A 24827-nucleotide genomic window follows, 5' to 3' on the forward strand; every position below is an offset into this window, starting at 1 on the left:
TGCCTCAGACGTTGTATATATCAGCTTTATATTTAGCCAAATTTTCGGGAATGAGAAGCCAGTCGATTGTCGCTTGCAGACCCTCAGCAATAGAATAGTTCGGCACAAAACCCGTCAAACTTTTGATTTTGGTGTTATCGCACCACAACCTAAAAACTTCCGATTTGCCAGGGCGAATACGTTGATCATCAGTCAAAAACTCAACATCACTATTCATGAGTTCTTTGATGAGATTAAGTGTATCTCTCACCGATATTTCGTAGTTCGAACCGATATTCACCACTTCACCGATTGCCTCTTCGCATCTTGCCAATTGCAAGAAGCCTCTACAGGTATCGGCTACGTAGTTGAAATCCCTCGTCGGAGAGACATCGCCCAACTTAATTTGTTTTTGACCACTGGCTATTTGGGTGATAATTGTTGGAATAACGGCTCTGGCGGACTGCCTAGGACCGTATGTATTAAAGGGCCTGGCAATGGTCAGCGGCAAATCAAAAGAGTTGAAGAAACTCATCGCCATGGCATCAGCGCCTATTTTTGAAGCGCTGTATGGAGATTGAGCTTGTAGAGGATGTTTTTCGTCGATTGGGACGTATTGGGCCGTACCATAGACTTCACTGGTCGACGTATGAATCACTCTTTTTACATTATTTTCCAGGGCCGCCTGGCAGATATTCAACGTCCCTTTTACGTTTGTATCTACATAGCTATCTGGAGCAACATACGAATAAGGGATTGCTATCAAGGCCGCGAGGTGAAAAACCACATCAACGTCCTTGGTTATGTGCTTGCAAAAGTGCGGATCTCTTACATCGCCACTGACCACTTCAATCTGACCAAGGCAGTTGATGTTCTCCAGCCAACCCCAATAGTTAAAAGAATTGTACTGGGACAACGCTTTTACGTGGTAGCCTTCTTGCACCAACAACTCAACCAAGTGAGAGCCAATAAAACCATCAGCGCCCGTTACTAAAACCTTATTCAATTTCCACCTCAGTACTGGTTGAGTATTTAAATTTAGCACTGTTAGCTTTAGGCTGGACGATTCTGCTGCTGCGCTAGTCCAAAGCTAAAAACCAAATCTGACACATTACCGCCTCAGAATTTATCGTTTCCCTGAAACGGGAGATCGCTCAAACAACCTAGGCCAGCTGCATAATTTTGAGTTTTTCTAGCAAGCTCAACTGCCTTTGTTGATTCAATAAACTGATCAAAAGTATAGCTCCTTTCTTCTCCATTGAGAGCTACACAAATTACATCGATCTCCATGATGCAATCTCCTCCTCGGCATAGCTCATCCCTGGCCTTGAAAAATCCTGTTACTGACTTCTGGCTGTCTGGACATTTGCCTCACCAGGTCATCGCGGACTCAAGGCCGCCCTCTAAAAAAGGTACCGACCCTCTCGGCTCTCCGGATCGAACGCTGGGGACCCTAGCCCCTTTCTGCGGCGCTTGAACGGAGAGATAGCCAGAGGAGAAACTCCCCAGCGTCGATTATGCCCCTGCCATTCACACACACATAAATCGCTGAGAGCAGCAATGATAGCGAGGCCACGCCATTGGGCAAAATGGTTTTTTCAGACATGCCCGCTAGCCCGCCATTGAACGACGCAATCCAGGCAGCATTTAGCAACAAATTCAATGGGACGATAGGGAAAGCCCAGTATGGCCATCAGCCATTGAAAGCAAGTAGCCACTAATCGTAGAGGTGAGAACTGATGACAGACCTGTCACGAGATATTCCGAAAAAGCCCACCACTGCAGAACATATCAACGACAACAGGCTCCCTCAGGTAAACGACTTCTATCAAGCTATTACTGATACCACCTTAAAAAAAGCGAACCAGGGCAATAAATCCACCAAGAATCAGACCGGCAACAGCACCCAGGAACAAAATCAGTGTTTTATTCGGCTTGGTCGGACTTTCTGACCCTCACGCTGCCATCCTGCCGATAAACAGAAATACTCTCAGAATCAACGTTCAACTTACGGTAGAGGTTGTATCGCATCTGCAGCGATCGCAAATCCGATATAAATGCATCATCAGACGACCTGGACTCCAGCGCCTCGACTTCCACCGTCAAGGCTTTACTACCTCGCTGGTAATCCATTTTATTACCTGTCGCTACCGTTATATCAACCGCCACCGTAGAGTTGATAGTCGGTGATCGCCTTAGCGATTTTCAACGCTTCGCGAAGCTGCCGAATCCTGTCCCCGCGCATCCGCTGCGCAGTTTCGCTCAAGCTGGTAATCCGTTGCTCCAAGTTACGCGCCCTTACAGCCCGAGACGGGTAAGGCATTGTAGACAGTGATCCTTACCAAGACTACAGGGCTCACACATCCATTATTTCAATCGTCGACGCGCACCCACGAACCATGCGAGTAACGGCCCTAACATCATACCAGCGAGYAGCGCCAGGATTACGAAAACCGAGACAGGAAGCTGCGGAGCCGACCAACCTAGAAACAGGAGTGCAACCGGCTGGTTGTTTTCAAGCACGAACAACACGATAGCTGAGGCCACGAGCAGCGCAAGTACGACAAGGGCCAGGCGTTTAAAGTTCCGCATGAGAACTCCTTTGTTTTGGGGCTCCGTCAGAGCTCATCCCCCTCCTCCTCATTCACGCGATCCCTAAGCTCTTTGCCCGGCTTGAAATGAGGGACGAACTTTCCATCAAGACTGACGGACTGACCAGTCTTCGGATTACGACCTACCCGCGGGGCACGATAATGCAGGGAAAAGCTGCCGAAACCACGGATTTCAATACGATCACCCGTAGCCAGGCACTGGGACATTTGTTCAAGCATGGTCTTGATGGCCAGCTCCACATCCTTGGATGAGAGCAGCCCTTGATGGGTGACAATTCGTTCGATCAACTCCGACTTCGTCATATTTTTCCCTTCTTTTTCAAGCAGCTAGGAAAATCGCTTGAAAAGGTTTTAGCATGACCGGAGGGATTTGAACAGCCCAAGTATTGACATTCTTCTTTGCTCCCTTGTCGCCTCTTTCCATGCAGGCCGGGAGATTTCTCAAGCTATCGGCAAATGACCAGCATTGTGCGCGTCAGATAGCCAGCCGGATTAAAACCAAAGGGGTATTGACCGTTATCCTTGGCGTCGTCGGATCGGGTAATGACTTTGTAGCCGGCACCCTTGCACTCTCTTGCGGCTCGCTTATGGCACTTCTCCCAGCCAGAGCCCAACCCAGAGCAGTCGACCTCGATACCGCTGACACCACGCACTGCGTGGGTCTTGGCGCTTGTGGTGCAAGCTGGCAATGCCAATATTGCGAATATCAGGATGAGTCTGTTCATTCATCTCCTTAAATACCCATCACTCGGCTGGGTGGCGCCTGGTCTGGCACTATCGCGAGCAGGCTCGCTCCCACATTGCTCAGGGGGAGCCATGACATCTGCAATCCAGCCTTGATAGATGATTGATCCGCTTAAAGAAAGAGACAGCTGGGCTGCAGGATTGGTTTCACAGCGAGACCAGACAGCACACCTGGAACGAGCAAAGTCTGGTTTCCCCGAATCGCGCCCACAAAAAAGGGCGACCGAAGTCGCCCTTTTTCTATGGTCTGACAGAACTCAGTTCTGTTTTTCCATTTGTGCACGCAACAGGTCGCCCAGAGTGGTAGGACCAGCAGCAATGTCAGAGGTAGCTGGCTTGTCGCGCAGGCTCTGGATTGCTTCTTTCTCTTCAGCGTCGTCTTTCGACTTGATGGAGAGCTGGATTACGCGGCTCTTGCGGTCAACGCTGATGATCTTGGCTTCTACTTCTTCGCCTTCTTTCAGAACGTTGCGCGCGTCTTCAACGCGGTCACGGCTGATTTCGGAGGCTTTCAGAGTCGCTTCGATATCGTCGGCCAGAGTGATGATGGCGCCTTTGGCGTCAACTTCTTTCACGATGCCCTTAACGATTGCGCCTTTGTCGTTCTCTTGAACGTACTCGGAGAACGGATCGCTTTCCAGTTGCTTGATGCCCAGGGAGATGCGTTCGCGCTCTGGGTCAACCGACAGGATAACGGTGTCCAGCTCGTCGCCCTTCTTGAAACGACGTACGGCTTCTTCGCCCACTTCGTTCCAGGAGATGTCGGACAGGTGAACCAGACCGTCGATGCCGCCGTCCAGACCAATGAAGATACCGAAATCGGTGATCGACTTGATGGTGCCGGAGATTTTATCGCCCTTGTTGAACTGGCCAGAGAAGTCTTCCCATGGGTTGGACTTGCACTGTTTGATGCCGAGGGAGATACGACGACGCTCTTCGTCGATGTCCAGAACCATGACTTCCACTTCGTCGCCGACTTGTACGACTTTCGAAGGGTGGATGTTCTTGTTGGTCCAGTCCATTTCGGAAACGTGTACCAGGCCTTCAACGCCTTCTTCCAGCTCAGCGAAGCAGCCGTAGTCGGTGAGGTTGGTAACACGAGCAGTGACGCGGGTGCTTTCTGGGTAACGGGCTTTGATAGCGACCCATGGATCTTCACCCAGTTGCTTCAGGCCCAGGGAAACACGATTGCGCTCGCGATCGTATTTCAGAACCTTGACATCGATCTCGTCGCCAACGTTGACGATTTCCGAAGGATGCTTGATACGCTTCCAGGCCATGTCGGTGATGTGCAGCAGGCCATCGACGCCACCCAGATCGACGAATGCGCCGTAATCGGTGAGGTTCTTGACAATACCTTTGACCTGTTGGCCTTCCTGCAGCGATTCCAGCAGAGCTTCACGCTCGGCGGAGTTCTCGGCTTCCAGGACACTGCGACGGGAAACGACAACGTTGTTGCGCTTCTGGTCCAGCTTGATGACCTTGAATTCCAGCTCTTTGCCTTCCAGGTGCGTGGTATCGCGCACTGGACGGACGTCAACCAGGGAACCTGGCAGGAACGCACGGATGCCGTTAACGTCGACAGTGAAGCCGCCTTTAACCTTACCGTTGATAACGCCCTTGACCACCTCCTCAGCTGCGAAAGCCGCTTCCAGAACGATCCAGCATTCAGCGCGCTTGGCTTTTTCACGGGACAGCTTGGTTTCACCAAAGCCATCTTCAACCGAGTCCAGCGCAACGTGAACTTCGTCACCGACGTTGATGTTCAGTTCGCCAGCGTCGTTGTAGAACTGCTCAAGCGGGATGAGTGCTTCAGACTTCAGACCAGCGTGAACGGTTACCCAGCGAGCTTGGTAATCGATATCAACGATAACACCGGTGATGATGGAGCCTGCCTGAAGGTTCAGGGTTTTCAGGCTTTCTTCAAAGAGTTCCGCAAAGCTTTCGCTCATTTTAATTCCTGTTGATTAGGGCGAAGAATACGCCCGCCTCCACATCCCAGACGATGTGGGTTAGTTTCATATAAAAGAAGCATCGCAGGACTATGACTGGTCCCCTGCGAAGCTTCCTGGTCACCCGGCGATATCGCGAATGGCGATCTCGCTCATGATGCGTTGCAGCACCTGATCGATGGACAACTCCGTGGAATCCAGCTGTATCGCGTCGGCCGCCGGCTTGAGCGGGGCTACTGCGCGCTGGGTGTCACGCTCATCGCGTGCACGGATCTCATCTAGCAGACTCGACAGACTAACATCCTCGCCTTTGCCCTTCAACTGCAAATATCGGCGACGCGCCCTCTCCTCCGCACTGGCGGTGAGGAAAATCTTCAGCGGCGCATCAGGGAAAACCACCGTACCCATGTCGCGACCGTCCGCCACCAACCCCGGCGGCTCCTGGAATGCGCGCTGGCGCTGCAGCAAGGCTTCGCGCACCGCCGGCAGCGCGGCGACCTGGGAGGCCCCGGCGCCCACGCTTTCGGTACGAATGACGTCACTGACCTCATCGCCTTCCAGAATGATGCGCTGGAGCTGACCGTCGGTCGCGGCAATGAATTGCACGTCCAGATGAGCAGCCAGTGCCTTGAGCAACTCTTCGTTGGTCAGGTCGACGCCATGGTTCGCGGCAGCGAACGCCAATAGACGATACAAGGCACCCGAATCAAGCAGGTTCCAGCCCAGCTGCCTGGCCAGGATCCCGGCGACGGTACCCTTGCCCGAACCGCTCGGACCATCGATGGTGATGACCGGTGCCTTGATATTCACGACTGCGCCTCTTGTGCCACTCGGATACCGACCTGTGCGCACAGCGCCAGGAAGTTCGGGAACGACGTCGCGACGTTGGCGCAATCATGGATGCGAATCGGCGCGCTGGCGCGCAAAGACGCAACACTGAAGGCCATGGCGATACGATGGTCACCGTGACCATGGACTTCGCCGCCGCCGATCTGGCCGCCGTCGATGATGATGCCGTCCGGCGTTGGCTGGCACTTGACGCCAAGGGCGAGCAAGCCATCAGCCATCACCTGGATGCGATCCGATTCCTTGACCCGCAGCTCTTCGGCGCCCGTCAATACGGTGCGCCCTTCTGCACAGGCGGCCGCCACGAACAGCACCGGGAACTCATCGATGGCCAGCGGAACCAGCGCCTCCGGAATCTCGATACCCTTGAGTTTAGCTGCTCGTACGCGCAGGTCCGCCACGGGCTCGCCGCCGACTTCACGCTGGTTTTCCAGAGTGATGTCAGCCCCCATCAGGCGCAGGATGTCGATCACGCCGGTACGCGTCGGGTTGATGCCGACGTGCTCAAGCACCAGGTCGGAGCCTTCGGCGATCGAGGCGGCCACCAGGAAGAATGCCGACGACGAGATGTCGCCCGGCACTTCAATGTGAGTAGCAGTCAGCTTGTTGCCGGACTCGACGGACGCCGTGGCACCATCGACCGTGACCGGGTAGCCGAAGCCGCGCAGCATGCGCTCGGTATGGTCGCGGGTCGGGGCCGGTTCGGTGACGGTGGTCTTGCCTTCGGCGTAGAGACCCGCCAGCAGCAGGCAGGATTTCACCTGGGCGCTGGCCATTGGCATGGTGTAGGTCAGGCCCTTGAGCTTGTTGCCACCGCGGATGATCATCGGCGGACGACCGTCGGCGGCAGTCTCGATGACCGCGCCCATTTCCCGCAACGGGTTGGCGACGCGATTCATCGGGCGCTTGGACAGCGAGGCATCACCGGTCAGGGTGCTGTCGAAGTCCTGCGCGGCCAGCAGGCCGGACAACAGGCGCATCGAGGTCCCGGAGTTACCCAGGTAGATTGGCCCCGGGGCAGGCTTGAGGCCGTGCAGGCCGACACCATGGATGGTCACGCGACCATGGTGCGGACCTTCGATGACCACTCCCATGTCGCGAAACGCTTGCAGCGTCGCCAGGGCGTCTTCGCCCTCGAGGAAGCCTTCCACCTCGGTCACGCCGTCGGCCAGGGAGCCGAGCATGATCGAACGGTGGGAAATCGATTTATCGCCCGGTACACGAATACGCCCGCTAAGGGAGCCACCAGGTTGTGCCAGGAAAATCAGATCGTTGGAGTTCATAGCGTCCACATAGGCCCGACGGGCCAGGATTTTACTGAAATGCTCGCGGGCCACCCTGGCGCGTGTGAAAACGCCCAGCAATTGGTGCCCGTCCCCTGCATCGACCGCGTCGCGCAAGGCGTCGAGGTCGCTGCGAAATGTATCGAGTGTGCGCAAGACAGCTTCGCGGTTGGCGAGGAAGATGTCGTGCCACATGACCGGGTCGCTTCCAGCGATTCTCGTGAAATCGCGGAAACCGCCGGCAGCGTAACGGAAGATCTCAAGATTTTCATTGCGTTTGGCCAATGAATCCACCAGGCCGAACGCCAACAGGTGCGGCAAGTGGCTGGTGGCCGCCAACACTTCATCGTGACGCTCGACCTGCATGTGCTCGACATCGGCGCCCAGTTCGCGCCACAAACGGTCCACCACCGCCAGCGCGGCTGGATCCGTCTGGTCCAGCGGCGTGAGGATCACTTTGTGGCGACGAAACAGTTCGGCGTTGGAGGCTTCCACCCCGCTCTGCTCGGAACCGGCAATCGGATGGCCGGGCACGAAACGCGCCGGCATCCCGCCGAAGGCCTCGGTGGCCGCACGTACGACGTTGCCCTTGGCGCTGCCGACGTCGGTCAGGATCGCTTGCCCCAGGTTCATGGTCGCCAGACGCGCCAGCAGTTTTTCCATCGCCAGGATCGGTACCGCCAACTGGATCACGTCCGCGCCCTGGCAAGCGATCGCCAGGTCATCCTCGCAACGATCAACCACTCCCAGCTCCACGGCCAGCTTGCGCGACTGCGGATCCAGGTCGACACCGACCACCTCGCGGCACAGACCGCTTTCACGCAAGCCCTTGGCAAACGAACCGCCAATCAACCCCAGGCCGACCACCACCAGGCGACCGATCATAGGGGCAGCAGGTTGCAGCGAAGTGACATCAACCACGAGCCAGAACCTTGCTCAACGCCTCAAGGAAACGGTTGTTTTCCGCTGGCAGGCCGATGGTGATGCGCAGGTGGTTCGGCATGCCGTAGTTGGCCACCGGACGCACGATCACGCCTTCGCGCAGCAGCCCCTGGTACACCGGCGCGGCGACACGCCCCAGGTCGACGCAGATAAAGTTGCCTTTGGATGGAATCCAGCTCAAGCCCAGCTCACGAAACCCCGCTTCCAACTGCTGCATGCCGGCCGCGTTCAGGCGACGGCTTTCAGCCAGGTAGGCCTCATCCTGCAATGCGGCGCAGGCGGCTGCCAGGGCGAAGCTGTTGACGTTGAATGGCTGGCGCACGCGGTTCAGCACATCGGCCACCACGGCGGTGGACAAGCCGTAGCCAACCCGCAGCGAGGCCAGGCCGTAGGCTTTCGAGAACGTGCGCGAAACCAGCAGGTTCGGGTAGGCCGCGAGGAAATCCAGGCCATCGGGCAAATCGCTGCCTTCGGCGTATTCGATGTAGGCCTCGTCCAACACCACGAGCACGTGCGCGGGCACGTCTTGCAGGAAGTCGTCCAGGGCCTGGGCGTCGAACCAGGTGCCAGTCGGGTTGTTCGGGTTGGCGATGAAAACCACGCGGGTGTTGGCGTCGATGGCAGCCAGCATGGCCGGCAGATCGTGCCCCCAGTTCTTGGCCGGAACCACGTGGGCATCGGCGCCGACGGCCTGGGTCGCGATCGGATAGACCGCAAACGCGTGCTCGCTGAACACGGCGTTGAGACCCGGTGCCAGGTACGCGCGCGCCACCAACTCAAGAATGTCGTTGGAGCCATTGCCCAGCGTCACTTGGTTGAGCTCGACGCCACAGCGCTCGGCCAGCAGGCTTTTCAGTGCAAACCCATTGCCATCGGGGTAACGGGTCAGCTCGGCCAGCTCGTCGCGGATCGCCGCCAGCGCCTTGGGGCTCGCACCCAACGGGTTTTCGTTGCTCGCCAACTTGACGATGCTGGCCGGATCCAGGTCCAGCTCGCGGGCCAGTTCGTCCACGGGCTTGCCCGGAACGTAAGGCGAGAGTTGTTGCACGCCTGGCTGAGCCAGAGCGAGGAAGTTGCCACTCATTTGCTATCCGCCCTTAAAGAACTGCCTTGGGGTAGGAACCCAGCACCTTGAGTGCCACTGCTTCCTGACTGATTTTTTCCAGCACACCTTTTACCAGTGGATCGCGGTGGTGGCCGACAAAATCGATGAAGAACACGTAGGTCCATTTACCGCTGCGCGACGGACGGGTCTCGATCCGCGTCAGGTCGATACCGTTGTCGTGGAACGGTACCAGCAGTTCATGGAGCGCACCGGGCTTGTTGCTCATGGAGACGATGATCGACGTCTTGTCGTCGCCGGTCGGCGGCACTTCCTGGCTACCGATCATCAGGAACCGCGTGGAGTTGTCCGGACGATCCTCGATTTTCTCGGCCAGGCGAGTCAGCCCGTAGAGGCCGGCCGCCATATCGCCAGCAATCGCCGCCGAGTTCCACTCACCCTTGACCCGCTTGGCCGCTTCGGCGTTGCTCGATACCGCCACGCGCTCGACATTCGGGTAATGGGCGTCCAGCCACTTGCGGCACTGGGCCAACGACTGGGCGTGGGAATAGATCCGGCTGATGCTGTCGGTCTTGGTGTTTTCGCCGACCAGCAGGTGATGGTGGATACGCAGCTCGACTTCGCCGCAGATCACCATGTCATGCTCGAGGAAGCTGTCCAGCGTGTGGTTGACCGCGCCTTCGGTGGAGTTTTCCACCGGCACCACGCCAAAATTCACCGCGCCGGCGGCGACTTCACGGAAGACTTCGTCGATGGCCGCCATCGGCTTGCTGATCACGGCGTGACCGAAGTGCTTCATGGCCGCTGCCTGGGTGAAGGTCCCTTCCGGGCCCAGGTAGGCGATTTTCAGCGGCTGCTCGAGCGCCAGGCACGACGACATGATTTCGCGGAACAAGCGCGCCATCTCTTCGTTGCCCAGCGGCCCCTTGTTGCGCTCCATGACACGCTTGAGCACCTGAGCTTCACGCTCAGGACGATAGAACACCGGCACTTCGCCTTCGGCCAGGGAGGCCATCTTCACCCGGGCGACTTCCTGGGCGCAGCGCGCACGCTCGCTGATCAGCTCCAGGACCTTTTCGTCCAGGGCATCGATGCGCAGGCGCAGCGCCTTGAGTTCTTGCTCAGACATCAGCCATGTTCCTTCTCGAACTCTGCCATGTAGGCGATCAACGCATTGACGGCGTTGATGTCGACGGCGTTGTAGATGGAGGCACGCATGCCACCGACCGAACGGTGGCCCTTGAGGTTCAGCAGGCCACGTTCGTCGGCACCGGCCAGGAACGGCTTGTCCAGACGGTCGTCGGCCAGGCGGAACGGCACGTTCATCCACGAACGGTCGGTCTTGTTGATCGGGTTGCTGTAGAGGCCGCTGGCGTCGATGAAGTCATACAGCGTGCGCTGCTTCACTTCGTTGAGCTTGCCAATGGCTTCGACACCGCCCTGCTCTTTCAGCCATTCGAACACCAGGCCGGAGAGGTACCAGGCCAGGGTCGGCGGGGTGTTGTACATCGAGCCGTTGTCGGCCGCGACCTTGTAGTTGAGCATGGTCGGGCACAGGGAACGGGCACGCCCCAGCAGGTCTTCACGAATGATGCTGACCAGGATGCCGCTTGGGCCGATGTTTTTCTGGGCACCGGCGTAGATCATGCCGAAACGGGAGATATCCACAGGGCGCGAGAGAATGTCCGAAGACATGTCGGCCACCAATGGCACGTCGCCGGTTTCCGGGATCCAGTTGAATTCCAGGCCACCGATGGTTTCGTTCGGCGCGTAGTGAACGTAGGCCGCGTCCTTGGACAGGTTCCATTCGTTCTGGCCGGGAATCGCGAAATAATCGTAGGGCTTGGCGGTGGCAGCCACGTTGACGTGACCGTAGCGCGAAGCTTCTTCGATGGCTTTCTGCGACCAGATACCGGTATCGATGTAGTCGGCCTTGCCACTTTCCGGCAGCAGGTTCAACGGGATCTGGGCGAACTGCTGGCTGGCGCCGCCCTGCAGGAACAGCACCTTGTAATTGGACGGGATGTTCAGCAGATCACGCAGGTCCTGCTCGGCCTTGGTGGCAATGGATACGAACTCATCGCTGCGATGACTCATTTCCATGACCGACAGGCCCTTGCCGTGCCAGTCGAGAAGTTCACCCTGGGCGCGCTTCAGGACCGCCTCAGGAAGCGCCGCCGGGCCGGCACAGAAGTTATAGGCTCTCTTGCTCACATCCAATCTCGCTCTGATCTGGTGGTCACATAAATCTTTGGGTCTGCACCGCACTAACTGTGGGAGCGAGCTTGCTCGCGATAGCGGCGCAACAGTCAACATTGATGTTGAATGCCACTCCGTCATCGCGAGCAAGCTCGCTCCCACAGGGGGCCGTTCACTCAAGGCTTGAAACCTCAGGGAAGCAGCATCACCCCATAGGGGAATGTGCAGTGTCGCAAATTTTCAAACGAGACAAACAACAAGGGGGCGAATCTTCATCCGCCCCCCGCGTGTCCGCTTAGTCCTGCGGTTCTTCTTCGTCTGCGGCAGCGTCGAGCGGCTGGTCGCCGGTCACGTCGTCGACATCGGCACCCAGGGTGCCGTCGAATGCCGTGCCTTCGCCTTCCTCGCTTTCCAGCTCCTCGCCTTCGACTTCCGATGGCTCCTGCACTCGCTCAAGCCCTACCAGCGTTTCGTCGCTGGCCAGCTTGATCAGCGTCACGCCCTGGGTGTTACGGCCCAGGCTCGAGACTTCGGCGACTCGCGTACGCACCAGGGTGCCCTGGTCGGAGATCAACATGATCTCCTCGCCATCGAGCACCTGGACAGCGCCAACCAGACGACCGTTACGGTCGTTGCTGACCATGGCGATCACGCCCTGGCCGCCACGCTTGTACTCAGGGAACTCGCTGATGGCCGTGCGCTTGCCATAACCACGCGCCGAAGCGGTGAGGATCTGGCTGCCTTCTTCGGGGATCAGCATGGAAATCAGTTTCTGGCCTTCCGGCAGGCGCATGCCGCGCACACCGCGGGCGGTACGGCCCATGGCACGCACGTCGGATTCCTTGAAGCGAGTGACCTTGCCACCGTCGGAGAACAGCATGACCTCACGTTCGCCGTCGGTGATGGCGGCGGAAATCAGCACGTCGCCTTCGTCCAGTTCCAGGGCAATCAGGCCGACGCTGCGCTGGCGGCTGAAGGATTCCAGCGGGGTCTTCTTCACGGTGCCGTTGGCGGTAGCCATGAAGATGTAGTGACCTTCGGTGTATTCCTCCACCGGCAGCATGGTGGTGATGTATTCACCATCGTCCAGCGGCAACAGGTTGACCAGCGGACGACCACGTGCGGCACGGGACGCTTCCGGAATTTCGTAGGTCTTGAGCCAGTACACCTTGCCTTTGCTGGAGAACAGCAGCAGCGTGGTGTGGCTGTTGGCGACCAGCAGGTGAGCGATGTAGTCCTCGTCCTTGACGCCGGTCGCCGACTTGCCTTTGCCGCCGCGACGCTGGGCCTGGTAGGCGGCCAGCGGCTGGGTCTTGGCGTAGCCGCCGTGGGAAATGGTCACCACGCGCTCTTCTTCCGGGATCATGTCACCCAGGGTCAGGTCCAGGCGCGCATCGAGGATCTCGGTGCGGCGCACGTCGCCGTACTCGGCGCGAATCACTTCCAGTTCTTCGCGGATCACTTCCATCAGGCGCGTGGCGCTGTTGAGGATGCGGATCAGCTCGCCGATCTGGTTGAGGATTTCCTGATACTCGGCYAGCAGCTTCTCGTGCTCCAGGCCGGTCAGGCGGTGCAGGCGCAGCTCCAGGATGGCTTGCGCCTGTTCCGGGGACAGGAAGTACTTGCCTTCGCGCAGGCCGTACTGCGGGTCGAGGTTCTCCGGACGGCACGAGTCGGCGCCAGCGCGCTCGACCATCGCCACCACCGCGGAGGACTCCCAAGGGGTGCTGATCAGCGCTTCCTTGGCTTCCGACGGCGTTGGCGAGGCCTTGATCAAGGCGATCACCGGGTCGATGTTCGACAGGGCAACGGCCTGGCCTTCGAGAATGTGACCACGCTCGCGAGCCTTGCGCAGTTCGAACACGGTACGGCGGGTGACCACTTCGCGACGGTGACGTACGAAAGCTTCCAGCAGGTCCTTGAGGTTCAGGATCCGCGGACGGCCGTCGATCAGCGCAACGATGTTGATGCCGAACACGCTTTGCAGCTGGGTCTGGGCGTAGAGGTTGTTGAGGATCACCTCAGGCACTTCGCCACGACGCAACTCGATCACGACGCGCATGCCATCCTTGTCGGACTCGTCACGCAGCTCGGTGATGCCTTCGAGCTTCTTCTCTTTCACCAGCTCGGCGATCTTCTCGATCAGGCGAGCCTTGTTCAGCTGGTACGGCAGCTCGGTGATGACGATCTGCTGGCGGCCGCCAACCTTGTCGATGTCCTCGACGGTGGAACGGGCGCGCATGTAAATGCGGCCACGGCCGGTGCGGTAGGCTTCGATGATGCCGGCGCGACCGTTGATGATCGCGGCGGTCGGGAAGTCCGGACCCGGGATGTATTGCATCAGCTCATCGACGGTCAGCTCGGGATTGTCGATGAGGGCCAGGCAACCGTCGATGACTTCACCGAGGTTGTGCGGCGGGATGTTGGTCGCCATGCCCACGGCGATACCGCTGGAGCCGTTGACGAGCAGGTTCGGAATACGGGTCGGCATGACCGCCGGGATCATTTCGGTGCCGTCGTAGTTCGGCACCCAGTCCACGGTTTCCTTGTGCAGGTCGGCCAGCAGTTCGTGGGCCAGCTTGGTCATGCGCACTTCGGTGTATCGCATGGCCGCGGCGTTGTCGCCGTCCACGGAACCGAAGTTGCCCTGGCCGTCTACCAGCAGGTAGCGCAAGGAGAATGGCTGCGCCATACGAACGATGGTGTCGTACACGGCAGTGTCGCCGTGGGGGTGATACTTACCGATCACGTCGCCGACGACACGGGCAGATTTCTTGTACGGCTTGTTGAAGTCGTTGCCCAGCTCGCTCATCGCGAACAGCACACGCCGGTGCACGGGCTTCAAGCCATCGCGCGCATCCGGCAGCGCCCGCCCGACGATTACGCTCATTGCGTAGTCGAGGTAGGACTGTTTCAGCTCGTCTTCGATATTGACCGGGAGGATTTCTTTGGCCAGTTCGCCCATGAGAAGCCTGATTCCTTTTTCTGGTGAAACCTCGTCACATCCAGATGGGACGAACGAAGCTCGCCGCTGCAGAACAAGTGCCGTGCAGCGACTTACGACAAATCAACGAGTTATGCCATGGATCTGCGCAGTAAAGGCCACCTCGCGAGGCAGCCTTGGAAACCGCCGGATGTTATCACAAGAGCCGCCACGCACCTATCCCCCAGATGCGCATGGTGCGTAGTTAGTTGACCGGTGACAGGCTGATATGGGACCAGAGGGGCTTAGAAGCGCTGCGGATGGAGAATCAGGGCGAAAATGCAAGGGATTTGTTGCCTTTAAGGGCCTCATCGCGAGCAGGCTCGCTCCCACAAGGATCTTTTGTGCCTGAAATTTCAGACACACCTCCTATCCACTGTGGGAGCGAGCCTGCTCGCGATGGCGATGGACCAGACAGCAAAAATCTTCAGTGCAACCGCTTGCGGCACATCAACTGCGCCAGCTTGGCGGTGTCCGGGCGCTCGATGATGCCCTTCTCCGTGACGATGACATCGATCAAATCCGCCGGAGTGACATCAAACGTTGGGTTGAAGGCGTCCACCTCCGCACCGAGCCTCTTGCCACCGATTTCCAGCAGCTCACGCCCATCGCGCTCCTCGACCGGAATGTCTTCACCGCTGGCCAGGCTCATGTCAATGGTCGAACTCGGCGCCACCACCATGAAACGCACGCCATGGTGCATGGCACAGACCGCCAGTTGATAGGTACCGATCTTGTTCGCCACGTCACCATTGGCGGTGATGCAGTCGGCACCGACGATCACCCAGGTCACACCTTTCGTCTTCATGATGTGGGCAGCGGCGGAATCGGCGTTGAGAGTCACCGGGATGCTCTCACGGGCCAGCTCCCACGCCGTCAGGCGCGAGCCTTGCAGCGATGGACGGGTTTCGTCGACATAGACGCGCTCCACCATGCCTTCGGTATACGCGCCACGGATGACTCCCAAGGCCGTGCCGAAGCCGCCGGTCGCCAGGGCGCCGGTGCTGCCATGGGTGAGGATGGCCTGGGCGTTGCCCTGGTGCTTGCGGATCAGGTCGACACCGAGCTGGGCCATGGTCAGGTTGGCTTCGCGGTCACTTTCGTGGATCGCGATGGCTTCGGCCTCAAGTACCGCCAGCGGCTCAGCGTGCTCTTTCAAGCGCCCTAACCGGTCGCGCATCCGATCCAGCGCCCAGAAGAGGCTCGCCGCTGTCGGCCGGGCCTCGGCCAGCAAGGCAAAATCAGCCTCCAGGGCCGCTTGCCAATCACCGCCCTCGGCCTTCCTGGCCCGCGCCGCCAGCACGACACCATAAGCCGCGCTGATACCGATGGCCGGCGCGCCGCGCACCACCAGCGAGCCAATGGCCTCGGCCACATCGGCGGCACAGGTGCAGGCGACCCAGTTTTCCTCGAACGGCAAGACACGCAGGTCCAACAGGTACAGGACGCCATCACGCCAATCGATGGCCTTCACCTTCTCCGCAGCCAATAGTCGATCGCGCATCCTTCACCCCGTACTCAAGAACAAAAGCCGCCGATTATAGCGATCCCTCCGCGAAGACGCTCGGGTATACTTCGCCATCCTTTATACCCCATGGAACCGTTCCACGATGCCCAAGCCTGCCGTTGCGCTCGACTTATTATTGCTGCCGACCTGGTTGGTGCCTGTCGAACCCGCCGGTGTAGTGCTCAAGGATCATGGCCTGGGCATCCGGGACGGCTGCATCGTATTCATCGGCCCACGGGCAGAAGCACTCAAGTGTGACGCCGCCCAGGTCCGTGAGCTGCCCGGCATGCTGCTCAGCCCCGGCCTGATCAACGCCCACGGCCACGCGGCCATGACCCTGTTCCGCGGCCTGGCCGACGACCTGCCCTTGATGACCTGGCTCGAACAGCACATCTGGCCGGCGGAAGCCAAATGGGTCGATGAGGATTTCGTACGCGACGGCACCGACCTGGCCATCGCCGAGCAGATCAAGGGCGGCATCACCTGCTTCTCCGACATGTATTTCTACCCCAAGATCGCCAGCGAGTGTGTCCACGACAGCGGTATTCGTGCGCAAATCGCGATTCCAATCCTCGATTTCCCGATCCCCGGCGCCGCCAGCGCCGACGAAGCCATTCGTCAGGGCATCGAGTTGTTTGGCGACCTCAAGCACCACCCAAGAATCAAAGTCGCATTCGGCCCGCACGCGCCCTACACCGTGGGCGACGAAAACCTGGAGAAAATCCGCGTGATCGCCGAGGAACTGGACGCGGCCATTCATATGCATGTTCACGAAACCGCCTTCGAAGTGCAGCAGGCTGTGGATAACACCGCGGAGCGACCGCTGGCACGCCTGGGACGACTTGGGCTGCTGGGGCCACGCTTTCAGGCCGTGCACATGACTCAAATCAGCGACGAAGACCAGGCCTTGCTGGTAGAAAGCAATTGCAGCGTGATCCACTGCCCGGAATCGAACCTGAAGCTGGCCAGCGGTTTCTGCCCAGTGGAGCGCCTGTGGCAGGCCGGCGTCAATGTCGCCCTCGGCACCGACGGTGCGGCGAGCAACAACGACCTGGACTTGCTGGGCGAAACCCGCACCGCCGCCCTGCTGGCCAAGGCCGTCGCCGGTTCCGCCACGGCCCTGGATGCTCATCGGGCACTGCGCATGGCCACGCTCAATGGTGCCCGGGCGCTGGGCATCGAAGCAACAGTCGGCTCGCTGGAAGTCGGCAAGGCCGCCGACCTGGTGGCCTTCGATCTGTCGGGCCTGGCCCAGCAGCCGATCTATGACCCGGTGTCGCAGTTGATCTATGCCACCGGTCGCGATTGCGTAAAACACCTGTGGGTGGGCGGCAAGCCGCTATTGGAAGATGGCCGACTGACCCGCATGGACGAATCAAGACTGATCGCCACGGCCCAGGCCTGGGGTCGCCGCATCAGCGGCCACAACGAATAACCACGCCCCTTGAGCCACGGCTCGGGGCACCTGATTTTTCAAGCTTTTCGAGGATCTGCACATGAGCAACGTCGACCACGCCGAAATCGCCAAATTCGAAGCCCTGGCCCATCGCTGGTGGGACCGTGAAAGTGAATTCAAGCCGCTGCACGACATCAACCCGCTGCGGGTCAACTGGATTGACGAACGGGTCAACCTGGCTGGCAAGAAGGTACTCGACGTCGGTTGTGGCGGCGGCATCCTCAGCGAAGCCATGGCCCAGCGCGGGGCGACGGTGATGGGCATCGATATGGGCGAAGCGCCACTGGCGGTTGCACAACTGCATCAACTGGAGTCGGGCGTCAGCGTGGAATACCGGCAGATCACCGCCGAGGGCCTGGCCGAAGAAATGCCCGGCCAATTCGACGTGGTCACCTGCCTGGAAATGCTCGAGCACGTGCCGGACCCGTCCTCGGTCATCCGCGCGTGCTTTCGCATGGTCAAGCCGGGCGGCCAGGTGTTTTTCTCCACCATCAACCGCAATCCGAAGGCCTACCTGTTCGCCATCGTCGGCGCCGAATACATCATGAAGCTGCTGCCTCGCGGCACTCACGACTTCAAGAAATTCATCCGCCCTTCCGAACTGGGCGCCTGGAGCCGTGCGGCCGGGCTGACCGTCAAGGACATCATTGGCCTGACCTACAACCCGCTGACCAAGCACTACAAGCTGGCCGCCGACGTTGACGTCAACTACATGATCCAGACCCTGCGCGAGGAGTAAGTCGATGCGTCTCAAAGCGGTTCTCTTCGACATGGACGGCACGCTGCTCGACACCGCGCCGGACTTCATCGCCATCTGCCAGGCCATGCGCGCCGACCGTGGCTTGCCACCGATGAACACCCAGCACATTCGCGACGAGATTTCCGGCGGTGCCCGGGCGATGGTCGCGGTGACCTTTTCCATGGACCCGGAATCACCGGGGTTCGAGGAACTGCGCCAGGAGTTCCTCGACCGCTACCTCAAGGATTGCGCGGTCCACAGCCACTTGTTCGACGGCATGGCCGAGGTGCTGGCCGATATCGAAGCGGCCAACCTGATCTGGGGCGTGGTCACCAACAAGCCGGTGCGTTTCGCCGAACCGATCATGCAGCAACTGGGCCTGGCCGAACGCTCGAAAGTGCTGATCTGCCCTGACCACGTGAAAAACAGCAAGCCAGACCCGGAACCGCTGACCCTGGCGTGCAAGATGCTCGACCTGGACCCGGCCAGCGTGCTGTTCGTGGGTGATGACCTGCGGGACATCGAGTCCGGCCGCAGCGCTGGCACCAAGACCTGCGCGGTGACCTACGGCTACATCCACCCGGACGACAACCCCAGGCACTGGGGCGCGGATGTGGTGATCGATCACCCATCGGCGCTGCGCGAGGTGCTGGATAACGCGTTGTGCGGTTGCTGAGCTGATTCTGTTGATGTCGCTTTGGTGATGTCGCTTTTGTGGCGAGGGAGCTTGCTCCCGTCCGGCGGCGAAGCCGTCGCCTGGGGACCGCTTCGCGGTCCAGCGGGAGCAAGCTCCCTCGCCACAAGAGCCCACCTAGCTCACTAAGCTCACTGGCCATGATTGCTCTGCACCCACAGTACCGTGCCGCTTTATTTGTTGAGGTTCTTTTATGTTTGATTATTCCGCCCGCCCCGACCTGCTCAATGGCCGGGTGATTCTGGTCACGGGCGCCGGTCGCGGTATCGGTGCCGCTGCGGCGAAAGCCTACGCCGCCCATGGCGCCACCGTGCTGCTACTGGGCAAGACCGAAGCCAACCTGACCCAGGTCTACGATGAAATCGAAGCGGCCGGTCATCCGCAGCCAGCGGTGATCCCGTTCAACCTCGAAACCGCGCTGCCTCATCAGTACGATGAACTGGCGGCCATGATCGAAACCGAGTTCGGTCATCTGGACGGCCTGCTGCACAACGCCTCGATCATCGGCCCGCGTACGCCGCTGGAACAGTTGTCCGGTGAGAACTTCATGCGGGTGATGCACGTCAACGTCAACGCGATGTTCATGCTCACCAGCACCTTGCTGCCCCTGCTCAAGCTGTCCCAGGATGCGTCCGTGGTGTTCACCTCCAGCAGCGTCGGACGCAAGGGCCGGGCGTACTGGGGCGCCTATGGCGTGTCCAAGTTCGCCACCGAGGGGCTGATGCAGACCCTGGCCGACGAAGTCGACACCGTCGCCGCCGTGCGCGCCAACAGCATCAACCCCGGCGCCACCCGCACCAGCATGCGCGCCCAGGCCTACCCGGGGGAAAACCCGCTCAACAATCCGACGCCCGAGGAGATCATGCCGGTCTACCTGTACCTGATGGGCCCGGACAGCTCCGGCGTCAACGGCCAGGCGCTCAACGCGCAATAATGGCCTCGGCCTGCATCGCGACGACTTACCGTCGCGATGCAGGCTCTATTCGATGCCAAACCAGGCCAACCGCCAAACCCACGTCGCTGGAAATGTCGCAATCTGCCGACAATGCATTGATTTATAAAGGGTTTTTATTGAAGTGAACCGAATGGCACGACTTTCGCTCTAAATATCCTCAAACACGCCATGTTCGGCGGGTAACGGACATCGAGACGAGATTTATGCCTGACAGGGAAAGCGGACTAAACTTAGCTCAATGGTCCTACGGGACTGAAGGACCAGTACGACGCGCAGCCCAAAGCCGCCACACCCAACCTGCCAGGACAGATTTAGCTTAGGGGCTAACGCCATATGAAAACGCCCACCCAGATCAACGCGATCGACTTCGACAGCGCCAAATTGCAACGTCTGGGTCTTGGCCAGCCATCGCCGCTCGCGGCACGCTCCGTCAGTCTTTCGCAAATGCGCCAGCAACTGAGCCAGCAGCTGCAGACCAGCCTGGAGCCACAGCGCATCCTCGGCCTGTTTTTCCGGGAAATCCAGCGGCTGGTGCCCCTGGATGCGTTGGCCTATCAGCACAAGGCCAGTGACTTGCGCCTGGAGTTCGGGCAACGCGGGCATCACACCCTCAGCTATAACCTCAGCCATGAAGGCGAACACCTGGGTGAATTGGTATTCCGTCGCAACCAGCGCTTCACCGAAGCGGAACAGAGCGACCTTGAATCCATTATGTCGACGCTGCTGTATCCACTGCGCAACGCATTGCTCTATCGCGCCGCCACCCAGAGCGCCCTGCGCGATCCGCTGACCGGTACCGGCAACCGCATTGCCATGGACCAGACGCTGATGCGTGAAATCGACATGGCCAAGCGTCATTCGCAGCCCTTGTCGGTGCTGATGCTCGACATCGACCATTTCAAGCGCATCAACGATAGCCATGGTCACGGCGTTGGTGACGAAGTGCTCAAGGCTGTGGCCGAGTCGATCAAGGGCCAACTGCGTAACGTGGACATGGTGTTCCGGTTCGGCGGTGAGGAGTTTCTGATCCTGCTGGCCAACACCAGCCGGGATGCTGCAGCCATGGTCGGCGAACGACTGCGCTACGCCGCCCAGGCCCAGGATTATTTCGCCGCGAGCACAAGGATCGAGCTGACGGTCAGCCTGGGTTGCGCCACCCTGCTACCGGGGGAATCATCGGAAAGCCTGCTGCGCAGGGCTGACAGCGCACTGTACGTGGCCAAGCGCGAAGGACGTAATCGACTGGCAATGGCAGGCTGAAACGACAATGTAGGAACACCACATCCTTGTGGGAGCGAGCTTGCTCGCGATGACGGCAGCACATCCAACATCTGCGCAGCTGACCCACCGCTATCGCGAGCAAGCTCGCTCCCACAAAGTCTTGCGGCGATCACAAACCAGCACCCACCCAAAACAACTGTGGGAGCGAGCCTGCTCGCGATAGCGGCCTGGCAGTCGACCTCCCCGTCGACTGTCAGCCCCCTTCGCGAGCAGGCTCGCTCCCACAAGTTGTGGCGATCTGTAGCGGTAGAAATCAGCTTTCCGCCAGTGCCAGGCGCTCACGGGTGGATGAGGACTTGCTCACCGTCTCCGACTGCTCCAGTTGCATGCAACGCTCCAGGAACAGGTACATGTAGTCATAGCTCTTGCACACGGCCTGGCGCAGCTCCGTTTGCAGGGCTTTGCTTGGGTTCATTCCCGCCAGCGTGCAGATGATTTCCAGCGCTTCCCAAGGATGGGCATCGTCGTACTGGGCATGCATCTTCAGCCATTTCATCGCCCGCTTGCGGTCTTCCTCGGCGAAAGCGGCCGCGTAGACACCGCTGGAACACACCAGCGCCGACCACTCTCCCGTGGCCCCCTCAATCGCATAGTTGGTCGCGGCGATGGCCACGATCAGCGAATCCGAGGAACTGGTGTGCCAGCACCAGTGGCTCAAGGCATGCAGCTCAGGCGGCACATGCTGGGCTTGCAGGTCTTCCAGGGTCACGCCATGGGCGGCGCTCCAGTTGACCCAGTAGTCGGCATGGTTGAGTTCGACACGAATGTTGCGCATCAGCCAGCGACGCGCCATGTCCTCGCCGGGGTGGCGGGCAAAGCGGGTCTTGGTGAGGTTCTGTGCCATGTATAAAGCGAACTGTTCGACGACCGGCCAACCACCAATGAGGTAGTGGCGCATGGTCCTGGCGCTGAGCTTGTTGTCGCGCATGCGCTGGTACAGTTCGTGTTCGACAACCCGGCGCTTGCTCTCGCTGCAATCGGTAATGAGCTGCTGTGCCCATTTCGGATAGCTCGTGGCGTCCATGAGCGGGCCTGTTCGGTTGAATGTGTCGATCACTGTCGGGCTCCTTTTGATTGTGATTTTCCGGATCAACAAGAGGTTCAGCGGAACGTGCCGGGGGCCTTGAATAACAACGGCTGGGGCCGGGCCGGCCGACATTGCAACGTGTCGCAGGTAAACAATTGCGGGCGTTCGATCACATACCCCTGAGCGTAATCCACCCCTATTTCCAGCAATGCCTGCTCGATCTGGGCGGTTTCAACAAACTCGGCAATCGTGCGCTTACCCATGACGTGGCCGATGTGATTGATCACTTCGACCATTGCACGGTTAATCGGGTCGTCCAGCATATCCTTTACGAAACTCCCGTCGATCTTCAGGAAGTCTACAGGTAAATGTTTCAGGTAAGCGAATGAAGACATTCCGGCGCAAAAGTCATCCAGCGAGAAGTAACATCCCAAGCTCTTGAGTTCATTGATAAAGCGGATCGCACTGCCCAGATTCGAAATAGCGCTGGTCTCTGTAATTTCAAAACAAATCATTTCCGGCGGAATCGAGTAGGCCGCGAACTGTTTACGCAGGAAGTCGAGGAACGCCTGATCTCCTATAGTTGTGCCTGACAGATTGATCGCACACATCGCCATGGGCCCTTGTCGCGATTCATTCAGGCACTGGCGGATGATCTTGAAGACATTCTCCACCACCCAACGGTCCAGGGACGTCATCAAGCCGTAGCGTTCCGCCGCGGGAATGAAGCTGTCCGGCAGGATCATCCGCCCGGCTTCGTCATGCAGGCGCAACAGGATCTCAATGTGCCCGCCGCCATGCTCGCCCGGGCCCAACGCGGCGATTTCCTGGGCGTAGAGGCAGAAGCGATTTTCCTCCAGGGCCATGTGCAAGCGCTGGACCCAGGCCATTTCGCCAAAACGCAGGGACAGCTCCGAGTCGTCGGCATGGTAGACCTGGACCCGGTTGCGGCCCTTTTCCTTGGCCATGTAGCAGGCCATGTCGGCAGCCCGCAGGGACGCCTCGAGGGTCGTCGGTGTCTGGGCGATATGCACCAGGCCGATGCTCACGGTGGTCACGAACGGCCGGCCCTTCCAGACAAAGTGCAGGTTCTGCACGGTCTGGCGCAGCCCTTCGGCAATTTTTTCCGCCGATTCCGGCGAACAGTTCTCCAGCAAGATCCCGAACTCATCCCCGCCCAGCCGGGCCAGGGTGTCGCTTTCCCGCAACCCTGATTGCAGCAAGGCGCAGATATGCCGCAACAATTCGTCACCCGCTGCATGGCCGCAGGTGTCGTTGACCAGCTTGAACTGATCCAGGTCGAGAAACATCAAGGCATGGCGCCCGACCTGGCGAGTGAGGTTGTGCAAGGCCTGCTCGAGGCGATACTCGAATTCCCGGCGGTTCGCCAGGCCAGTCAGGGCGTCATGGGTGGCCTGCCACGACAGGTTGGCGATGTATTGGCGTTCCTGGGTCATGTCATGCAACACCAGCACGGCGCCGCTGACCTTGCCCGCATGACGGATTGGCGCGCCCACCAGGGTGACCGATACGGTGCTGCCATCCAGGCGCTGGATCAGTTTGGAATGTTCGCTGGCACCGCTGAGCCGGCCGCTGAGGATGTGCTCGATCAGGGTCAGCCCCTCGGTCTGGGCATTGTCATCGAGCAAATTGAACAACGCCCCCAGGGGCAAGCCCGTGGCGTGTTCGGTTTTCCAATGGGTCATCGCTTCGGCAGCGGGGTTCATGTAGGCGATGGCACCCTCGACGTCGGTGGTGATGACCCCGTCGCCAATGGATTGCAGGGTGATCTGCGCCCGCTCTTTCTCCATCTGCAGCGCATTGGCAAACACCTGCCGCTGGGCGAGCAATTTATGGGTCCGCAACAACGCCAGGACGATCAACCCCAGGGCCGTGGCGAAATTGGTCACCAACAAGAGCCGCAGGATGAAACGCGAGCCCTCGCCCAGTGCGTCGCTGAATGCCTTGGCAGCCGGGGTAACGGAATCGTTGATCGCAAATATCCGGGCCTTCCAGCCGCGGATATCCGCCTCCGACGCCTGGCCTGCGGTAATGCTGCTGTGCATCTGCCGGGCGACGCTATCCAGCTCGATCAGGTAGCCGTCGCCCACCGTCCAGAGATCGATGGCTTCTTCCAGGTAACTGAAGTGGCGAAAATTGAGGTACAACCAGATCACGCTGGACACGTCATCAGGATGGTTGCCACCTTGGAGAATTCCGGCCCGTGCAGCTTCCAGATCCGGCGGTTCGCGGTCCAGCGCCACCCGTAGGTCATGACCGCCCTCGGGGACGGCAATGGCTTGTTGGTATTTGCGGAAAATCGCCTCGTCGCGGCTGTCAGCGTAGAGGTTGAGGTAATAGATGGCGTCTTTCTGCCCCTTGGACCAGAGACTCTCTCCCGCCACATAGCCGCGAACGGCGGACAGCACGTAAAGGCTGACGCCGCCAAGCAATGCCTGAAATAGCACGACGGCAATAAAGGGCCAGACGATGCCCAGCAGCCGTGGTGTTCCGAGAGTCTGCTTTTGCTTCATGAGGTCCCTTGCACAGGTATCGCCGGACAAA

At 59.3% G+C, this 24827-nt stretch carries 21 protein-coding genes; 5 read left to right on the forward strand and 16 right to left on the reverse strand.

Annotated features, from left to right (window positions below):
- Positions 1-4: 4 nt before the first annotated feature.
- From AB4Z20_RS16350 to mtnA, 14 genes are all read right to left on the reverse strand, one after another.
- Positions 5-985 (reverse strand): NAD-dependent 4,6-dehydratase LegB, encoded by a 981-nt coding sequence (locus AB4Z20_RS16350; RefSeq protein WP_442090252.1) that lies wholly within the window; start codon positions 983-985, stop codon positions 5-7.
- A 113-nt stretch (positions 986-1098) separates the two neighbouring features.
- Positions 1099-1269, reverse strand: coding sequence for a hypothetical protein (locus AB4Z20_RS16355; RefSeq protein WP_442090253.1), 171 nt, complete (start codon positions 1267-1269; stop codon positions 1099-1101).
- Between the two features lie 560 nt (positions 1270-1829).
- Positions 1830-1895 carry a hypothetical protein gene (locus tag AB4Z20_RS16360; protein WP_442090266.1) on the reverse strand — a complete coding sequence of 22 codons (66 nt, stop codon included), beginning with the start codon at positions 1893-1895 and terminating at the stop codon, positions 1830-1832.
- 451 nt (positions 1896-2346) lie between these two features.
- Positions 2347-2571: a lipopolysaccharide assembly protein LapA domain-containing protein gene (locus AB4Z20_RS16365; RefSeq protein WP_442090254.1), complete on the reverse strand. Its 225-nt coding sequence runs from the start codon at positions 2569-2571 to the stop codon at positions 2347-2349.
- Between the two features lie 26 nt (positions 2572-2597).
- Positions 2598-2894, reverse strand: a complete 297-nt coding sequence (gene ihfB / locus AB4Z20_RS16370) for an integration host factor subunit beta (protein WP_003199243.1) — start codon at positions 2892-2894, stop codon at positions 2598-2600.
- 143 nt (positions 2895-3037) lie between these two features.
- Positions 3038-3316, reverse strand: a complete 279-nt coding sequence (locus AB4Z20_RS16375; RefSeq protein WP_041475800.1) for a hypothetical protein — start codon at positions 3314-3316, stop codon at positions 3038-3040.
- 276 nt (positions 3317-3592) lie between these two features.
- Complete coding sequence (rpsA, locus tag AB4Z20_RS16380; RefSeq protein ID WP_014337228.1) at positions 3593-5287, reverse strand: 30S ribosomal protein S1; 1695 nt, start codon at positions 5285-5287, stop codon at positions 3593-3595.
- 120 nt (positions 5288-5407) lie between these two features.
- On the reverse strand, positions 5408-6097 hold the full coding sequence (cmk, locus tag AB4Z20_RS16385) for a (d)CMP kinase (RefSeq protein WP_014337227.1): 690 nt from the start codon (positions 6095-6097) through the stop codon (positions 5408-5410).
- Entirely contained in the window at positions 6094-8301 is a 2208-nt protein-coding gene (locus tag AB4Z20_RS16390; protein ID WP_024619547.1) for a bifunctional prephenate dehydrogenase/3-phosphoshikimate 1-carboxyvinyltransferase, read from the reverse strand. The genes cmk and AB4Z20_RS16390 overlap by 4 nt, the downstream gene beginning before the upstream one ends.
- 28 nt (positions 8302-8329) lie before the next feature.
- Positions 8330-9442, reverse strand: a complete 1113-nt coding sequence (gene hisC, locus AB4Z20_RS16395; RefSeq protein WP_003199235.1) for a histidinol-phosphate transaminase — start codon at positions 9440-9442, stop codon at positions 8330-8332.
- A gap of 13 nt (positions 9443-9455) precedes the next feature.
- Complete coding sequence (gene pheA, locus AB4Z20_RS16400; RefSeq protein ID WP_014337224.1) at positions 9456-10550, reverse strand: prephenate dehydratase; 1095 nt, start codon at positions 10548-10550, stop codon at positions 9456-9458.
- Positions 10550-11635, reverse strand: a complete 1086-nt coding sequence (gene serC, locus AB4Z20_RS16405) for a 3-phosphoserine/phosphohydroxythreonine transaminase (RefSeq protein WP_003199231.1) — start codon at positions 11633-11635, stop codon at positions 10550-10552. The genes pheA and serC overlap by 1 nt, the downstream gene beginning before the upstream one ends.
- Before the next feature lie 280 nt (positions 11636-11915).
- The gene (gene gyrA / locus AB4Z20_RS16410) at positions 11916-14585 is read right to left on the reverse strand and encodes a DNA gyrase subunit A (RefSeq protein WP_253472505.1); all 2670 of its coding nucleotides are present in this window, start codon (positions 14583-14585) and stop codon (positions 11916-11918) included.
- A gap of 445 nt (positions 14586-15030) precedes the next feature.
- Positions 15031-16107, reverse strand: coding sequence for an S-methyl-5-thioribose-1-phosphate isomerase (gene mtnA, locus AB4Z20_RS16415; RefSeq protein WP_320390066.1), 1077 nt, complete (start codon positions 16105-16107; stop codon positions 15031-15033).
- A gap of 106 nt (positions 16108-16213) precedes the next feature.
- Between mtnA and AB4Z20_RS16420 the strand changes: the two genes are divergently transcribed.
- The 5 genes from AB4Z20_RS16420 to AB4Z20_RS16440 all read left to right on the forward strand — a co-directional run bounded on the left by AB4Z20_RS16420 (position 16214) and on the right by AB4Z20_RS16440 (position 21214).
- Positions 16214-17545, forward strand: a complete 1332-nt coding sequence (locus AB4Z20_RS16420) for a TRZ/ATZ family hydrolase (RefSeq protein ID WP_214510776.1) — start codon at positions 16214-16216, stop codon at positions 17543-17545.
- 61 nt (positions 17546-17606) lie between these two features.
- Positions 17607-18305 (forward strand): bifunctional 2-polyprenyl-6-hydroxyphenol methylase/3-demethylubiquinol 3-O-methyltransferase UbiG, encoded by a 699-nt coding sequence (gene ubiG / locus AB4Z20_RS16425; RefSeq protein WP_014337219.1) that lies wholly within the window; start codon positions 17607-17609, stop codon positions 18303-18305.
- A gap of 4 nt (positions 18306-18309) precedes the next feature.
- Positions 18310-18981 (forward strand): N-acetylmuramic acid 6-phosphate phosphatase MupP, encoded by a 672-nt coding sequence (mupP, locus tag AB4Z20_RS16430; RefSeq protein WP_214510775.1) that lies wholly within the window; start codon positions 18310-18312, stop codon positions 18979-18981.
- 211 nt (positions 18982-19192) lie between these two features.
- The gene (locus tag AB4Z20_RS16435) at positions 19193-19933 is read left to right on the forward strand and encodes a YciK family oxidoreductase (protein WP_258690599.1); all 741 of its coding nucleotides are present in this window, start codon (positions 19193-19195) and stop codon (positions 19931-19933) included.
- Between the two features lie 354 nt (positions 19934-20287).
- Positions 20288-21214, forward strand: coding sequence for a GGDEF domain-containing protein (locus AB4Z20_RS16440; protein WP_214510773.1), 927 nt, complete (start codon positions 20288-20290; stop codon positions 21212-21214).
- A gap of 274 nt (positions 21215-21488) precedes the next feature.
- Here the strand turns inward: AB4Z20_RS16440 and AB4Z20_RS16445 are convergent, their stop codons facing one another.
- Together AB4Z20_RS16445 and AB4Z20_RS16450 are read right to left on the reverse strand one after the other, a co-directional pair.
- Positions 21489-22259: a TenA family transcriptional regulator gene (locus tag AB4Z20_RS16445; RefSeq protein ID WP_250886181.1), complete on the reverse strand. Its 771-nt coding sequence runs from the start codon at positions 22257-22259 to the stop codon at positions 21489-21491.
- A gap of 77 nt (positions 22260-22336) precedes the next feature.
- The gene (locus AB4Z20_RS16450) at positions 22337-24796 is read right to left on the reverse strand and encodes an EAL domain-containing protein (RefSeq protein WP_258690598.1); all 2460 of its coding nucleotides are present in this window, start codon (positions 24794-24796) and stop codon (positions 22337-22339) included.
- Positions 24797-24827 lie beyond the last annotated feature (31 nt).

This window comes from Pseudomonas sp. KB_12 (assembly GCF_052114545.1).
Taxonomy (GTDB): domain Bacteria; phylum Pseudomonadota; class Gammaproteobacteria; order Pseudomonadales; family Pseudomonadaceae; genus Aquipseudomonas; species Aquipseudomonas brassicacearum.

Coding starts and splice junctions, on each gene's coding strand:
- AB4Z20_RS16355 (WP_442090253.1), bottom strand. CDS start 1,269: ATGGAGATCGATGTAATTTGTGTAGCTCTCAATGGAGAAGAAAGGAGC.
- ihfB (WP_003199243.1), bottom strand. CDS start 2,894: ATGACGAAGTCGGAGTTGATCGAACGAATTGTCACCCATCAAGGGCTG.
- AB4Z20_RS16375 (WP_041475800.1), bottom strand. CDS start 3,316: ATGAACAGACTCATCCTGATATTCGCAATATTGGCATTGCCAGCTTGC.
- rpsA (WP_014337228.1), bottom strand. CDS start 5,287: ATGAGCGAAAGCTTTGCGGAACTCTTTGAAGAAAGCCTGAAAACCCTG.
- AB4Z20_RS16390 (WP_024619547.1), bottom strand. CDS start 8,301: ATGATCGGTCGCCTGGTGGTGGTCGGCCTGGGGTTGATTGGCGGTTCG.
- hisC (WP_003199235.1), bottom strand. CDS start 9,442: ATGAGTGGCAACTTCCTCGCTCTGGCTCAGCCAGGCGTGCAACAACTC.
- pheA (WP_014337224.1), bottom strand. CDS start 10,550: ATGTCTGAGCAAGAACTCAAGGCGCTGCGCCTGCGCATCGATGCCCTG.
- mtnA (WP_320390066.1), bottom strand. CDS start 16,107: ATGCGCGATCGACTATTGGCTGCGGAGAAGGTGAAGGCCATCGATTGG.
- AB4Z20_RS16420 (WP_214510776.1), top strand. CDS start 16,214: ATGCCCAAGCCTGCCGTTGCGCTCGACTTATTATTGCTGCCGACCTGG.
- ubiG (WP_014337219.1), top strand. CDS start 17,607: ATGAGCAACGTCGACCACGCCGAAATCGCCAAATTCGAAGCCCTGGCC.
- mupP (WP_214510775.1), top strand. CDS start 18,310: ATGCGTCTCAAAGCGGTTCTCTTCGACATGGACGGCACGCTGCTCGAC.
- AB4Z20_RS16435 (WP_258690599.1), top strand. CDS start 19,193: ATGTTTGATTATTCCGCCCGCCCCGACCTGCTCAATGGCCGGGTGATT.
- AB4Z20_RS16440 (WP_214510773.1), top strand. CDS start 20,288: ATGAAAACGCCCACCCAGATCAACGCGATCGACTTCGACAGCGCCAAA.
- AB4Z20_RS16445 (WP_250886181.1), bottom strand. CDS start 22,259: ATGGACGCCACGAGCTATCCGAAATGGGCACAGCAGCTCATTACCGAT.
- AB4Z20_RS16450 (WP_258690598.1), bottom strand. CDS start 24,796: ATGAAGCAAAAGCAGACTCTCGGAACACCACGGCTGCTGGGCATCGTC.